The sequence below is a fragment of the Fluviibacter sp. genome (assembly GCF_057744235.1).
This window is the reverse complement of record NZ_JBIJFP010000005.1, coordinates 82,270-96,540: the sequence shown is the minus strand read 5'-3', so window position 1 is coordinate 96,540 and position 14,271 is coordinate 82,270. Positions and strand designations below refer to the sequence as shown.

Genomic DNA, 14,271 nt, shown 5'->3' with positions numbered 1-14,271 from the left:
CATCTTTAGGGTCGGCAAAGCGTCGCGCTAGCTCAGCACGGCGCGCGGCAAAGGTGTCGGAGATGTATTTAACAAAGATCAGGCCAAGCACCAGGTGCTTGTATTCAGCGGCGTCCATTTGGGCGCGGAGTTTGTCGGCCGCAGCCCAGAGGGTCTTTTTAATATCGTCGAGCATAGAAAACTTTCAGTGCAGTACAGCGGCAGCGCCACAGCATTTTTTGAACTTTTTACCACTGCCACAGGGGCAGGCGTCATTGCGCCCTACTTTGGGGCCAAGCCTTTTAGCAACCTCCCGCTCATAATTCGCATGGCGATATGGAAGCCAGTAGTCGTAGATCTCTAACACAGCCGGCGGCATCTGCTCTGCTAGTTCGTGACGTTGGGGTGGTGTTTCAACGTGCGCAAATTCCTCCGGAGTGAGGTCCATACTTCCCAGCATTCGGATGGGGTGAAACCAGGCTTTGCCTTGTGTCGTGTTCTGAAGCGGTTGCCAGGCTGCCGCACTTAAGGCCACGCCCGCAAGAAAGCCATCCGCCCATCCCTCTGCTTCAATATATTCCTGGCCTTCGTAGTCTCGCGCATACCAGTAGGGCACGATTTCAGGCGGTGAACTCTGAAACCCGGCAATGATGGTGTTGTTATGGCGCATGAGCAAACTCAGGATCTCGTGCACCTCTTCCAGGCTTTCCATTTCTGGCATTACACCCGATTCCGAGCCCCAGACTTTGGGTAGCCACTGACTGGGTGCCACTGTTACCGGCCCAACGGCCAACGCATGGAGCATGCCGTCGACCATATCGAATGTCATAGCTTCATCGGGGGCTTCGTAGATAAAGAAGTCATCTAAAGTTTCAAGCTCGTCGTCTGACAGGGGTTGCATGAGCCGCTCAAAGTCGGTATCGATTGGCTGAAGATCATCAGCCACCTCATTGGTAAACGATTCAATGCCTACGGACTCTATTTCTTTGATGGCGCACTCTAGTGCTTCCTGGTCGGTGGCGAATTCGACATCCCAGACGGTTGAACCGCCCAGATCATCCTCGACTTCCAGAATCCAAGGGCTATCTTCGCTACGATAGATCTGGATCAATACATAACGCCCATTGGATTCATAACGTTGTTCCAAGGGCGAGTGGATGATTTTGATATCGTCGAGCATAGAAAACCTTTTGTGTAATTCTCATATTATGAACTGACAGACGTAGTTCCAGCAAAAGCGGTGCCACCAAAACACAAAACCCGGCCGAAGCCGGGTTTTGTTGAGCTTACTGAATCAGCGAACTGATTACAGCAGACCCTTGAGCAGCTTCGCCATTTCTGACGGGTTGCGTGTCACCGTGAAGCCACACTCTTCCATAACGGCGAGTTTGGCATCGGCGGTATCTGCACCACCAGAGATCAGCGCACCGGCGTGGCCCATGCGTTTTCCCGGAGGGGCAGTCACACCAGCGATGAAGCCAACGATTGGCTTCTTCATGTTGTCTTTGCACCAGCGAGCGGCTTCAGCTTCGTCCGGACCACCGATTTCGCCAATCATGATGACGGCGTCGGTATCAGGATCGTCATTGAACATCTTCATGATGTCGATGTGCTTCAGGCCATTGATGGGGTCACCACCAATGCCGACAGCCGACGATTGACCCAGACCCAGCTCAGTCAGCTGACCCACGGCTTCGTACGTCAGCGTGCCCGAACGGGACACGACGCCGATACGACCCTTTTTGTGGATGTGGCCCGGCATGATGCCGATCTTGATTTCGTCCGGGGTGATGAGACCCGGGCAGTTCGGGCCGAGGAGCAGCGTTTTCTTGCCGCCCTTGGCTTCTTTTTCCTTCATCTTGTTGCGCAGCATCAGCATGTCGCGGACAGGGATACCTTCCGTAATACAGATGGCCAGATCCAGATCGGCTTCAACGGCTTCCCAGATGGCAGCAGCAGCACCGGGGGGCGGCACGTAGATAACCGATACAGTTGCACCGGTTTCTGCAGCCGCTTCTTTAACGGTACCGTAGATAGGCACGTCGAGGATCTTCTCGCCGGCTTTCTTCGGGTTAACGCCAGCAACAAAGCAGTTCTTACCGTTTGCGTATTCGATACACTTTTCGGTGTGGAACTGACCGGTCTTACCGGTGATGCCCTGGGTGATGACTTTGGTGTCTTTGTTAATCAGGATAGACATTCAGTGCTCCTTACTTGACCGCAGCAACGATCTTGGTGGCGGCTTCGGCCATGGAATCGGCAGAGATGATCGGCAGGCCCGAATCCTTGAGGATCTGCTTGCCCATGTCTTCGTTGGTGCCCTTCATACGAACCACCAGCGGTACCGACAGATTCACTTCCTTCGCAGCGGCGACAACGCCGGTGGCGATGGTGTCACATTTCATGATGCCGCCGAAGATGTTGACCAGAATGCCCTTGACCTTGGTGTTCTTGAGCATGATCTTGAAGGCTTCAGTCACCTTCTCGGTCGTGGCACCGCCACCGACGTCGAGGAAGTTGGCTGGCTCAGCGCCGAACAGCTTGATGGTGTCCATGGTGGCCATGGCCAGACCGGCACCGTTGACCAGACAGCCGATGTTGCCGTCGAGCGAGATGTAGGCCAGGTCGAACTTCGATGCTTCGACTTCGTCGTCATCTTCTTCGTCCAGATCGCGCATCGCAACGATCTCTTCCTGACGGTACAGCGAGTTCGAGTCAAAGTTGAACTTGGCGTCCAGAGCCTTAACCGTACCATCACCTTCATGAATCAGCGGGTTGATTTCGGCCAGCGACGCATCGGTTTCCATGTAGCAGGTGTACAGCTTCTTCAGCGTATCCACACACTGCGGAATCGAGGCTTCGTTCATACCCATGCCCTTGGCCAGGGTCTGTGCCTGCTCATCCGTGAGGCCGACCAGCGGATTAATGAAGACCGTAACGATCTTCTCCGGGGTCTTGTGAGCCACTTCTTCAATATCCATGCCGCCTTCATAGGAGGCCATCATGGCAACGCTCTGGGTTGCACGATCAGTTAGCGCAGCCACGTAGTATTCGTGCTGGATGTCGGCGCCTTCTTCGATCAGCAGGTGGCGAACCTTCTGGCCTTCCGGACCTGTTTGATGCGTAACCAGCTGCATGCCGAGAATGTCGTTAGCGTACTGACGCACTTCGTCGAGCGACTTGGCGACTTTAACGCCACCGCCCTTACCGCGACCACCTGCGTGAATCTGGGCTTTAACGACCCAAACTTTGCCGCCGAGGGTTTCTGCTGCCTTCACGGCGTCTTCGACGCTGGTGCAGTGGATACCACGCGGCACGTTGACGCCGAATTTCTTCAGGAGTTGTTTGCCCTGATATTCGTGAATTTTCATGCGCTTTCCTTGCCTTATAAGGTTACGAATATCGAACGGATTGTCCCCCACCCGCTCGAATCTGAACGTATGCGCCGAAACAGGATACTCAGCATCAGTCTGTGGTGACTTTCGCCCGCAACACCCCGCTCGGATACAAAGATTCTAGCACGCAGCCAGCAAAGCGCACCCCCTAAAATTCATAATTATGGACACAATCAAAATATTGAAAATGTCTCAATAACGGGCCCTCAGACCGGACTGTCGACGTCCACGTAGCTGACGGAGACGCCAAAATGGCTGGCAATTGCCTCGCCCAGCGCCTGCACCCCGAAGCGCTCTGTGGCGTGGTGGCCGGCAGCAATATAGGCAACCCCGGTTTCCCGCGCCAGGTGCACCATGGGCTCGGACACTTCCCCCGTCACAAAGGCATCGGCACCTTCGGCGATGGCGGCTTCGAAATAGCTCTGTGCCCCACCGGTACACCAGGCAATACGGCGAATCGACTGATCACCAGAGGCCGCCAGGACCATGGGCGGCCGGTTCAGCACCTGAGTCAGCTGATCTGCCACAGATTCGACGGTTGTGCCCAGTGGCACATCTCCGATACAACCCAGGCTCTGCTCACCGAATACGCCGGTCTGTTGCCAGCCTGCGGCTTTGGCCAGGCCGGCGTTATTGCCTAGTACCGGATGGGCATCGAGCGGCAGATGATAGGCATAGAGGTTGATGTCGTTGACCAATAGCGTTTTAAGGCGATTGCGCTTGAGGCCGGTGATAGCAGCGTTTTCGCCGCGCCAAAACCAGCCATGATGCACCAGAATGGCATCGGCCTTCTGCGCGACCGCCAGATCCAGCAGGGCCTGATTGGCCGTCACGCCGCAAACGAGGCGTCGAATTTCGTCCCGGCCTTCCACTTGCAAACCGTTTGGGCAATAATCTTTGTAGCCTTCGGGCTTGAGTTGTTCATCCAAAAACCGGGTCAGTGCATCGCGGGAAATCGGGGTGACGGCAGCCATAACGTGTCCTCAAAGTCTTTTGCAGGGAGTGTAATGCATGTGCCAGCTACTCGGCATGAGTTGCAATGTTCCGACTGATATCTGTTTTTCGTTCAGCGGCTTTTCACGCCGGGGCGGCGGTACGGACGTTCATAAAGACGGCTGGGGCATCGGCTTCTTCGAGGGCGATGATGGCCGCGGCTGTCGGGTGTTTCTGGACCCCTCGCCCTCGACCGATTCGCCACTGGCCGCCCTGGTCAAGGATTATCCGATTCAGTCGATGAACGTGGTGGCCCACATCCGCAAGGCGACCCAGGGCGATATCTGTCTGCAGAATACACACCCGTTCCAGCGCGAGCTGTGGGGGCGCTACTGGGTGTTTGCGCACAACGGTAACCTGATCGACTTCAACCCGGAGCTCTCGGGTCGCTATCTGCCCGTCGGCAGTACCGATAGTGAGCGCGCTTTCTGCTTCCTGCTGGACACCCTGGCCCTGCGCTTTGGTGCCAAGGCCCCCAGTTACGAGCATTTGCTGGATACGATGGCTGAAGTTGCCGCCATTCTACGTGCTCATGGACCGGCGAATTTTCTCTTATCGAACGGCCGCTGGCTGATTGCCCACTGCTCAACCGATCTGCACTACATTGTGCGCCGCGCCCCGTTTAATCAGGCACACCTCAAGGATGAGGATGTGATGATTGATTTCAATGAGGTCACCAGTGATACCGATTGTGTGACGGTGATTGCCACGACCCCGCTCACCGACAATGAGGCCTGGACAAGGATCGAACCGGGCACGCTGATGCTATTTCGCGGTGGCGAGCCGGTGGAAACCCGGCACCCGGGTCAGGCGCTCTGATTGTGCTCGTTCTGCTCTGAGTCGGGCTGCGGCTTGGTCACCGGCGTAATAAAGCCGGCCAGAATCATGCCCAGCTCGTAAAGCAGCCAGAGTGGCACGGCCAGCAAGACCTGCGACATGATGTCTGGTGGGGTAAAGATAGCGCCGATGATGAAAGCGCCGACAATCACGTAGGGACGCCAGGCGCGAAGCTTCTCCAGCGAGACAATACCCATACGTACCAGCACAATCACGACCACGGGTACCTCGAAGGTGACGCCGAAGGCCAGGAAGGTGGTCAGTACGAAAGACAGATACTTGTCGATGTCGGTCATCCAGGCCACGCCTTCGGGCGCAACCGCCACCATGAAGCCGAACACCGACGGAAACACGACAAAGTAGGCAAAGGCCATCCCTGCCGCAAACAGGCCAATCGAGGCGACCATCAACGGCACGATCAGTGATTTTTCATGTTCATACAGGCCCGGCGCAATAAAGGACCAGACCTGCCAGAGCACCACCGGCAAGGCGATTAGGAATGCGAGCATCAGCGTTACCTTAACCGGCACAAGGAATACGCCCACCACATCGGTCGCGATCATCTGCCCACCCTGAGGCAGCACAGCGATCATGGGCTCGGCCAATAAGGCATACCACTCACGCGCCCAGGGGAAGAGCACCACAAAAACAATGGTCACGGCCAGCGCCGCACGAATCAACCGGGTGCGCAGTTCAAACAGATGCTCGATAAGCGTGCCATGCAAACCCTCTGCCGCTTGCGCATCGGCCTCGGGCGGCGGTCCGGTCAACTCGGGTGATCGCTTGGACAAGAAGTTCGGTAATCGGAAACGAGGTAGCGGCATGGGCTCAACGCGCAATTAGCGCAAAATTAGAACAAAGACAGCTGGTCTTCTTGTGGCGTAGTTTTGGCATCCGCTGCAACATCGGTCTTGGCCAGGCGGTCGCCCTTAGCGGATTTAGCTGATTGGCCTGTTTGGGCCGATTGGGTGAGTGCCGGCTGCTCGCTGTGCTGATCGACATGTGGTAATGCCACGGCCTCTGACAGCTCGCTCTGCTGTTTAAGGGTTTCCTGTTGCAGTGTAGATTCGACAGCCCGCATGGATTCCTGCATGGACTGCACCGTGGTTTCCATCTCGTGCTGCAGGCGTTTGATCTCTTCAAACTCGACTTCGCGGTTGAAATCCTTTTTTATGTCATGCACATAGCGCTGCAGGCGGCCGGCAAAACGACCCACGTTGCGCGCCACACCTGGCAGGCGCTCAGGGCCGATGACCACCAGGGCCACGACGGCCACCATCAGGAGTTCGGAAAAACCAATATCAAACATGTCTCATTCATCAAGGAGGCGTCTTAAAAACAAACCCGCGCTACTCCGTTGCCAGAGGCGCGGGTCCGATCCAGGCGCGCATTAACCCTTGGTCTGCTCGCCTTCGATGGTACGACCCGTCGTTGGCTGGGCAGCCGGTGCACTATCGGCATTACCGACGGCCGGCTTGGCGGCTTCGCCCTCGCCCTCTTTCAGGCCATCTTTGAACCCTTTCACGGCACCGCCAAGATCCTGACCGACGTTACGCAGTTTTTTGGTACCGAAAATCAGCAGAATAATGACCAGGACGATAAGCCAGTGCCAGATGCTGAAAGAACCCATGTTGTATCTCCAGAATTATTGCAATGATGATTAGTCGAGACGCTTGAGCATCGGGCCGACCGGCTGGTCGCCACCAACGATATGGGCGTGGAGATGCGGCACTTCCTGACAGCCGATCTCGCCATTGTTAATGATGACACGGAAACCGCCCGGACTGCCAGCGTCGGTGGCAAGCTTGTTGGCGACCGAGAGCAAACGGCCGAGTGCCGGTTCATCGGCACCCGTAGCCTCTTGCAGTGAGCTGAGGTGATGCTTGGGGATCACCAGAAGGTGCACCGGGCGCTGCGGATGAATATCGTGGAAGGCATAAACCAGCTCATCCTCGTAGATCTTTTTCGACGGTATGTCACCGGCAACAATTTTGCAGAAAATGCAGTTCTGGCTCATGGGGTTACTCCGGTGAGGGATTCAGGCGCTACGTGAACGTTTTTCGTCAATCCCGGAAATGCCTTCACGACGGTGCATTTCCTGCAGAATGTCTTCTGCCGACATATCAAAAAAGGCCATCAGCACAAGGACGTGATACACCACATCGGTGGCTTCATTCACGATATGAAGGCGCTTACCATCCTTGGCCGCCATAATCAGCTCGGCTGATTCTTCGCCAATCTTCTTGAGAATGGCATCCGGGCCTTTGGCAAACAAGGAGGCCGTATAGGAGGTCGAGGGGTCTGCGTTGCGGCGCGCAAGCAGCGTTTCGCTCAGACGATTGAGAACTTCGAGTGTGCCGGCTTTCATTGATACATCTCCTTCGGATCACGCAACACTGGTTCGACGGCATGCCACTGCTCGCCGATCAGTGAATAAAAGAAGCAGGATTGCCGACCGGTATGGCAGGCAATACCCCCCTGCTGCTCTACGAGTAATAGTACCGCGTCTCCGTCACAGTCCGTGCGCAGTGCGCGCACTAATTGCTCGTGACCGGATTCTTCACCTTTGCGCCAGAGTCGGTTACGTGAACGCGACCAGTAAACGGCTTTGCCGGTTTCAACGGTCAGCTGCAGGGATTCTCGGTTCATCCAGGCCTGCATGAGCACCACACCGGAATCGATATCCTGGGCAATCGCGGCAATCAGACCATCGTCGTTGAAACGCAGCGCATCAAGCCAGTTCAGTTCGGGATTTAGATCTTTGCTCATGGCTTACAGGCGGACAGGAATGCCGCGTTCCTTCATGTAGGCTTTGGCTTCCTGAACGGTATGCTGGCCAAAGTGGAAAATCGATGCTGCCAACACGGCCGAGGCATGGCCTTCGCTCACACCATCGGCCAGATGCGCGAGGTTACCGACACCGCCACTGGCGATCACCGGTACCGGCACGGCATCCGACACAGCACGGGTCAGCGCGAGATCAAAACCTTCGCAGGTGCCATCGCGATCCATGCTGGTCAGCAGGATTTCGCCGGCGCCGTAGTCGGCCATTTTGCAGGCCCAGGCGATCACATCCAGGCCCGTGGCTTTACGCCCGCCATGGGTAAACACTTCCCAACGACCCGGCGCCACCTGCTTGGCATCGATGGCAACCACGATGCATTGTGAGCCCACTTTGTCTGAAGCTTCTCGCACCAGCTCCGGCCGATCAACGGCAGCGGTATTGATTGAAACTTTGTCGGCACCCGCGTGGAGCAATCGGCGTACATCCGCGACCTGGCGGACACCGCCCCCCACGGTCAGCGGAATAAAAACCTGCGCTGCGCAGGCTTCAACAACTTCCAGAATGATGTCGCGCTGATCCGAGCTGGCGGTAATATCCAGAAAGGTCAGTTCATCGGCACCCTGGGCGTCATAACGCCGGGCGATTTCAATAGGATCACCCGCATCGCGTAGACCCACAAAGTTGGTGCCTTTCACGACGCGACCTGCGGTCACGTCGAGGCAGGGAATAATACGTTTGGCCAGCATCTCTATCAGGGCTTGCCGCCCAGACCGGCGTCTTTGGCGAAGCGGTCGGCTTCAGCCTGCGCCGCAGCCAGATCGAGCGATCCATCATAAATCGCACGGCCGGCGATCACCCCGGCAACACCGTCTTCTTCAACAGCGCACAGCGCGGTAATGTCCGCCATATTAGTAAGACCGCCCGATGCAATCACCGGAATCTTCAGCGCCTGCGCCAGCTTTTGCGTGGCTTCGACGTTAATGCCAGTCAGCATGCCATCGCGGCCGATGTCCGTGTAAATAATACTTTCGACACCATAGCCTTCAAACTTCTGAGCCAGATCAATCACATCATGACCGGTAATCTTGGACCAACCGTCCACAGCCACTTTACCGTCTTTAGCATCCAGACCAACAATGATGTTGCCCGGAAACGCGTTGCAGGCATCATGCAGAAAACCTGGAGTCTTAACGGCAGCGGTGCCGATGATCACGTAGCTGATACCCAGATCCAGATAACGTTCGATGGTGTCGAGATCACGAATACCACCGCCCAGTTGCACCGGAATACGGCCATCGACCACCTCGAGAATGCTGCGGACAGCCGCATCATTAATTGGCTTACCGGCAAAAGCGCCGTTCAGATCGACCAGGTGGAGGCGACGCGCACCTTGATCCAACCAGGCTTTGGCTTGATCGGCCGGACTGTTATTGAATACAGTCGCGTCTTCCATCAGGCCCTGTTTGAGGCGTACACATTGTCCGTCTTTAAGGTCAATTGCAGGAATGATCAGCATGATGTTATTGGATTCCAACCAACGAAATTACGAAGTAATTGCAAACCATCGCGTGCACTCTTTTCCGGGTGACACTGAATGGCAAACACATTGTCGCGCGCTACCGCTGTAGTGAAGGGGTGACCATAATCAGTCTGCCCCACAACAATGCCGGCATCATCCGGCACTACATGGTAGCTGTGCACAAAGTAGAAGAAGGCTTTATCGGCAATACCATCCCAGAGCGGATGCGGCTTCGTTTGCACGACCTGGTTCCAGCCCATGTGTGGCACCTTCAGGCGCAAACCATCCGTGCCTTTAAGGTCAGCCGCAAAACGCTTTACTTGACCAGACAGAATGCCCAGGCCAGCAGCATCACCCTCTTCGCTATGATCAAACAGCATCTGTAAACCGATGCAGATACCGAGAAAAGGTTTGCTGGCCGCCGCGTTGATTACGGCCTGACGCAGGTTGCGAGCATCGAGCTCGGCCATGCAGTCACGCATGGCACCCTGCCCTGGAAACACAACACGGTCAGCCGATTCAATCAGATCGGGGGTTGATGCAAGCACGACCTCGGATTCGCCCGCAACATGACGCAACGCCTGCTCGACCGAGCGCAGATTGCCCATGCCATAGTCAACAACAGCAATACGGTTGGTCATGGAATCAGAGCGAACCCTTGGTCGAGGGAATCACATTACCCTGGCGGGCATCCGGCGCGATAGCCATACGCAACGCACGGCCAAAGGCTTTGAACACTGTCTCGGCCTGATGGTGGGCGTTTTCACCACGCAAATTATCGATGTGCAGCGTCACCTTCGCATGGTTCACGAAACCATGAAAGAACTCTGAAAAGAGATCGACATCAAACTGACCGATCCAGGCGCGCTTGAAAGGCACGTTAAGCACCAGACCCGGACGTCCCGAGAGATCGATCACCACACGTGATAGCGCTTCATCCAGCGGCACATAGGCATGGCCGTAACGGACAATGCCCTTCTTATCACCCACGGCCTCGGCAAAAGCCTGACCCAGGGTGATGCCGATATCTTCAACGGTGTGGTGTGCGTCGATGTGCAAATCGCCCGCGGCTTTGATCTTAAGATCAATTAACCCGTGACGGGCAATCTGGTCGAGCATGTGATCCAGAAAAGGAACGCCGGTTGCAAGGTCAGCCTTGCCCGACCCGTCGAGATTAATCTCTACGGTAATCTGGGTTTCGAGGGTGTCGCGCTTAATCGTGGCTTGCCGCATGATTTTGCAGTTCAAGTGAGTTTTTTGCCATGATACCATCGGAGCGCCTTAGTATTTAGGAACTTGCAGATCCATGAGCCGATTCTGGAGCAAGGTCGTCCACGACCTGACCCCTTACACGCCGGGCGAACAGCCCAAAATAGCGAACCTGATCAAGCTAAACACCAACGAGTGCCCTTATCCGCCCTCGGAAAGCGTGTTAGCCGCCATTCGTGCTGCTGCCAGCGGTGACTTGCGCCTCTACCCGGATCCGGACTCGACCGCTCTGCGCCAGGCCATTGCCGACTATTACGGCATAGGTAGGGATCACGTGTTCGCTGGCAATGGCTCCGACGAAATTCTGGCTTTTGGCTTTCAGGCGCTGCTTAATCATGACGGCCCATTGGTTTACCCGGACATTACCTACAGTTTTTATCCCGTCTACAGCCAACTGAACGGCATACGCGCCGAACATATCGCGCTTGAGGATGACTTCTCCCTGGATCTGAAAAAGGTACCCGAACACGCGGGTGCGGTGATTTTCCCGAACCCGAACGCCCCTACCGGCAAGAGCGTTTCTCTGGATGCCATATTGCGCCTGTGCCGCCGTCTCCCCAACCGTGTCATCGTTGTCGATGAAGCCTATGTCGACTTTGGTGCCGAAACCGCCGTACCTCTGGTGAAGGACAACCCTAACCTGCTGGTTGTGCAGACCTTCTCCAAATCACGCGCCCTGGCCGGCCTGCGGGTCGGCTTTGCCATCGGCCAGCCAGAACTACTCGCCGGTCTGGAACGCATTAAAAACAGTTTCAACTCCTACCCGGTAGATCGCTTGGCCAGCGCCGGTGCCATTGCGGCCATGAACGATCGCGCCGGGTTTGAGCATGATCGTCAACGCATTATGGCCAGCCGCACCTGGGTGAGCGATCAGTTAAGCGCCCTCGGGTTTGATGTGGTGCCATCCACGGCCAACTTTGTATTTGCGCGACATCCGCAGCGCGATGCCGGCGAACTGGCGCTGGCACTGCGCGAACGCGCTATTATCGTGCGCCACTTCCGTTTACCCCGGATTGATCAGCACTTACGGATTACGATTGGTACTGAAGCCGAATGCGCGGCACTGATTGAAGCGCTGAAGGAAATCCTGGCGTAAAGAATTACACCAACCCCATCAGACCGAGAACACCCCCGAGCAAAATCAACCAGAGGGGGTGAAGCTTGGTTCTGAGGTTAATGACCACAGTCACCACTAAAAGCAGCACACCGATCAGACCAGGCGCTGCCGAATGGGCAATCAAATAGCCCGAAGCCAACACGAGGCCCACGGCCATTGGCGCCACACCCAACTGAATCGCTGCACGACCGCGCCAGTGTTGTAGTTTGTCCCAGTGTTTGAACAAGAGGCCTACGAGCAAACTCATCGGTAGACACATACCCAGCGTTGCCAGCAATGCGCCTGCCCAGCCATCTACATGCTGCCCAATCAGGGTGACGATCAGCACATTGGGGCCTGGTGCGGCCTGGGCAATGGCAAAGAGTTCGGTAAATGTACGCGCGTCCATCCAAGCGTGCTCTGTTACCGCAATCCGGTATAACTCCGGAATAACGGCCGACGCCCCGCCAAATGACACAAAAGCGACCAGAAAGAAGCTGACAAAAAGTTCGATCAGGATCGGCATGCTTTAGCCTCCTGACTCAGACGCCACCAGCTCAAGCCAACCGTCAACGCAGCGCCCCCCAGCATCACAGCCGGTAATGGCCAGTTCAGTAACGCAATCGACACGAAGGCCGCTGCTGCAAATGGCAGATAGATCGCCCGGTTTTTAACGTTCAGCCCCATCCGGATACCCGTGGCAATGATGAGGCCGGCACCGACCAGCGTAATGCCTTGCAGCATGGATTGCACGGCGGGTAACTCACCATAAAGACCATAAAGCACGCCAAGCACCAGCGCCACCAGGACCGGACCCAGCATGAGACCGGTGGCAGCGGCGACAGCCCCGCGCCAGCCGCAAAAACGAACACCTACGGCCACGGCGAGATTAACCACGTTAGGGCCTGGCAAAAACTGGCAAAGCCCCAGCAAGATATTGAATTCTTCGGCCGACAACCAGCCTTCGGTCTCTACCAGCAGTCGGCGCGCCCAGGGTAAGACACCGCCAAAACCAGACAACCCCACACGACTAAACCCCCAAAAAAGGGCGGCAGGCGTTGGCGTGGGTTTATTGACCGATTCTGAAATCTGCGGAGCGGGCATGCGCCGTAAGCCCCTCGCCTTCGGCCAGACTCGAGGCGATACGTCCCAATGTCTGAGCACCCGCCTGAGATACATGAATCAGGCTACTGCGCTTCTGGAAGTCATACACGCCCAAGGGCGAAGAAAAGCGCGCACTACCCGAGGTGGGCAACACATGGTTCGGGCCAGCACAGTAATCGCCCAGAGATTCCGAACTGTAGGCACCCATGAAGATGGCACCCGCATGGCGAATGAGCGGCACCAGGGCTTCCGGATCCTGCACCGAGAGTTCCAGATGTTCCGGCGCGATGCGGTTACTGATGGCACAGGCTTCCGCCAGATCTTTGACCAGGATCAATCCGCCACGATCGGTCAGCGATTGACGGATCACGGCAGCACGCGGCATCTGTGGGAGCAGACGATCAACACTCTCGGTGACTGCATCCAGATAGGCGGCATCGGGGCAGATCAGAATCGACTGGGCCAGTTCGTCATGCTCGGCCTGGGAGAACAGATCCATCGCCACCCAATCCGGTGGCGTTGTGCCATCAGAAATAATCAGGATTTCCGACGGCCCGGCGATCATGTCGATACCTACGGTACCAAACACATGACGTTTGGCATTGGCCACATAGGCGTTACCGGGACCAACGATCTTATCGACCTGCGGCACTGTCGCGGTACCGTAAGCCAGCGCACCAACGGCCTGCGCACCGCCAATCGTAAACACACGATCCACGCCAGCAATGGCGGCAGCCGCCAGTACCAGCGGGTTACGCTCACCGCCCGGTGTCGGCACGACCATGATGAGTTCCTGCACACCAGCCACCTTGGCCGGTATGGCATTCATCAGGACCGATGAGGGATACGCCGCTTTACCGCCGGGGACATACAAACCTACACGGTCCAGGGGTGTCACCCGCTGACCGAGAACGGTGCCGTCGGCTTCGGTATACGTCCAGCCTTCAACACGCTGGCGCTCATGGAAGGCACGAATACGCTGCGCGGCGGTTTCCAGGGCCGATCGTTGCTCCGGGGCGAGCGATGTCAGTGCGGCCTGTAACTCAGCAGCGGGCAGTTCCAGATGGTGTGCATCATGCACGTCCAGATGGTCAAATTTGCGGGTGAAATCCAGCAAGGCCGCATCGCCCCGCTGGCGGATATCCGCCAGAATGTCGAGGACGGTTTTTTCAATGCTGGCATCCTGCGCAGCTTCGAGGGCGAGCAGTGTCCTGAGTTCGGCATCAAATTGGGCAGATTGTGTGCTCAGACGGCGGATCATGGCGCGTTCCTTCAAGTAGCTTAGCGGCCGCTT

General features: G+C 56.4%; 20 protein-coding genes. 2 read left to right on the top strand and 18 right to left on the bottom strand.

Annotated features, from left to right (window positions below; all coding sequences use genetic code 11):
• From AC3GOJ_RS04795 to AC3GOJ_RS04775, 5 genes are all read right to left on the bottom strand, one after another.
• On the bottom strand, positions 1–175 hold a 175-nt coding region (locus AC3GOJ_RS04795; RefSeq protein ID WP_488236328.1), incomplete at its 3' end, for a type I restriction-modification system subunit M N-terminal domain-containing protein.
• 9 nt (positions 176–184) lie between these two features.
• Positions 185–1,159, bottom strand: coding sequence for a UPF0149 family protein (locus AC3GOJ_RS04790; protein ID WP_488236325.1), 975 nt, complete (start codon positions 1,157–1,159; stop codon positions 185–187).
• 126 nt (positions 1,160–1,285) lie between these two features.
• Positions 1,286–2,179, bottom strand: coding sequence for a succinate--CoA ligase subunit alpha (gene sucD, locus AC3GOJ_RS04785; protein ID WP_488236324.1), 894 nt, complete (start codon positions 2,177–2,179; stop codon positions 1,286–1,288).
• A gap of 10 nt (positions 2,180–2,189) precedes the next feature.
• Positions 2,190–3,350, bottom strand: coding sequence for an ADP-forming succinate--CoA ligase subunit beta (gene sucC, locus AC3GOJ_RS04780; protein ID WP_488236323.1), 1,161 nt, complete (start codon positions 3,348–3,350; stop codon positions 2,190–2,192).
• Positions 3,351–3,580: 230 nt separating this feature from the next.
• Positions 3,581–4,348, bottom strand: a complete 768-nt coding sequence (locus AC3GOJ_RS04775; RefSeq protein WP_488236322.1) for a Nif3-like dinuclear metal center hexameric protein — start codon at positions 4,346–4,348, stop codon at positions 3,581–3,583.
• 37 nt (positions 4,349–4,385) lie between these two features.
• Here AC3GOJ_RS04775 and AC3GOJ_RS04770 point away from each other — a divergent pair, with 37 nt between their 5' ends.
• Positions 4,386–5,186 (top strand): class II glutamine amidotransferase, encoded by an 801-nt coding sequence (locus tag AC3GOJ_RS04770; protein ID WP_488236321.1) that lies wholly within the window; start codon positions 4,386–4,388, stop codon positions 5,184–5,186.
• Here AC3GOJ_RS04770 and tatC read toward each other — a convergent pair.
• The 10 genes from tatC to hisB all read right to left on the bottom strand — a co-directional run bounded on the left by tatC (position 5,174) and on the right by hisB (position 10,741).
• Positions 5,174–6,028 (bottom strand): twin-arginine translocase subunit TatC, encoded by an 855-nt coding sequence (gene tatC / locus AC3GOJ_RS04765; RefSeq protein WP_488236320.1) that lies wholly within the window; start codon positions 6,026–6,028, stop codon positions 5,174–5,176. The genes AC3GOJ_RS04770 and tatC overlap by 13 nt on opposite strands.
• 26 nt (positions 6,029–6,054) lie before the next feature.
• Complete coding sequence (gene tatB / locus AC3GOJ_RS04760; protein ID WP_488236319.1) at positions 6,055–6,513, bottom strand: Sec-independent protein translocase protein TatB; 459 nt, start codon at positions 6,511–6,513, stop codon at positions 6,055–6,057.
• Between the two features lie 81 nt (positions 6,514–6,594).
• Positions 6,595–6,834, bottom strand: coding sequence for a Sec-independent protein translocase subunit TatA (gene tatA, locus AC3GOJ_RS04755; protein ID WP_488236318.1), 240 nt, complete (start codon positions 6,832–6,834; stop codon positions 6,595–6,597).
• 30 nt (positions 6,835–6,864) lie between these two features.
• Positions 6,865–7,221: a histidine triad nucleotide-binding protein gene (locus AC3GOJ_RS04750; protein WP_488236317.1), complete on the bottom strand. Its 357-nt coding sequence runs from the start codon at positions 7,219–7,221 to the stop codon at positions 6,865–6,867.
• 21 nt (positions 7,222–7,242) lie between these two features.
• Complete coding sequence (locus AC3GOJ_RS04745) at positions 7,243–7,572, bottom strand: phosphoribosyl-ATP diphosphatase (protein ID WP_488236316.1); 330 nt, start codon at positions 7,570–7,572, stop codon at positions 7,243–7,245.
• Positions 7,569–7,973 (bottom strand): phosphoribosyl-AMP cyclohydrolase, encoded by a 405-nt coding sequence (gene hisI / locus AC3GOJ_RS04740; protein WP_488236315.1) that lies wholly within the window; start codon positions 7,971–7,973, stop codon positions 7,569–7,571. Before hisI ends, AC3GOJ_RS04745 begins: the two co-directional genes overlap by 4 nt.
• A gap of 3 nt (positions 7,974–7,976) precedes the next feature.
• Positions 7,977–8,735: an imidazole glycerol phosphate synthase subunit HisF gene (hisF, locus tag AC3GOJ_RS04735; RefSeq protein WP_488236314.1), complete on the bottom strand. Its 759-nt coding sequence runs from the start codon at positions 8,733–8,735 to the stop codon at positions 7,977–7,979.
• A 5-nt stretch (positions 8,736–8,740) separates the two neighbouring features.
• A complete protein-coding gene (gene hisA / locus AC3GOJ_RS04730; RefSeq protein WP_488236313.1) occupies positions 8,741–9,505 on the bottom strand; it encodes a 1-(5-phosphoribosyl)-5-[(5-phosphoribosylamino)methylideneamino]imidazole-4-carboxamide isomerase in 765 nt (254 codons plus the stop codon).
• Entirely contained in the window at positions 9,499–10,149 is a 651-nt protein-coding gene (hisH, locus tag AC3GOJ_RS04725; RefSeq protein ID WP_488236312.1) for an imidazole glycerol phosphate synthase subunit HisH, read from the bottom strand. The genes hisA and hisH overlap by 7 nt, the downstream gene beginning before the upstream one ends.
• Before the next feature lie 4 nt (positions 10,150–10,153).
• Complete coding sequence (gene hisB, locus AC3GOJ_RS04720) at positions 10,154–10,741, bottom strand: imidazoleglycerol-phosphate dehydratase HisB (protein WP_488236327.1); 588 nt, start codon at positions 10,739–10,741, stop codon at positions 10,154–10,156.
• A 73-nt stretch (positions 10,742–10,814) separates the two neighbouring features.
• Between hisB and hisC the strand changes: the two genes are divergently transcribed.
• A complete protein-coding gene (gene hisC, locus AC3GOJ_RS04715) occupies positions 10,815–11,873 on the top strand; it encodes a histidinol-phosphate transaminase (protein ID WP_488236311.1) in 1,059 nt (352 codons plus the stop codon).
• A 4-nt stretch (positions 11,874–11,877) separates the two neighbouring features.
• Here the strand turns inward: hisC and AC3GOJ_RS04710 are convergent, their stop codons facing one another.
• Genes AC3GOJ_RS04710 through hisD form a run of 3 tightly spaced genes read right to left on the bottom strand, consistent with a single transcriptional unit; the run spans position 11,878 to position 14,238 of the window.
• Positions 11,878–12,399: a chromate transporter gene (locus tag AC3GOJ_RS04710; RefSeq protein ID WP_488236310.1), complete on the bottom strand. Its 522-nt coding sequence runs from the start codon at positions 12,397–12,399 to the stop codon at positions 11,878–11,880.
• On the bottom strand, positions 12,387–12,977 hold the full coding sequence (locus tag AC3GOJ_RS04705; RefSeq protein WP_488236309.1) for a chromate transporter: 591 nt from the start codon (positions 12,975–12,977) through the stop codon (positions 12,387–12,389). The genes AC3GOJ_RS04710 and AC3GOJ_RS04705 overlap by 13 nt, the downstream gene beginning before the upstream one ends.
• Positions 12,943–14,238 carry a histidinol dehydrogenase gene (hisD, locus tag AC3GOJ_RS04700; protein WP_488236308.1) on the bottom strand — a complete coding sequence of 432 codons (1,296 nt, stop codon included), beginning with the start codon at positions 14,236–14,238 and terminating at the stop codon, positions 12,943–12,945. The genes AC3GOJ_RS04705 and hisD overlap by 35 nt, the downstream gene beginning before the upstream one ends.
• Positions 14,239–14,271: the final 33 nt, after the last annotated feature.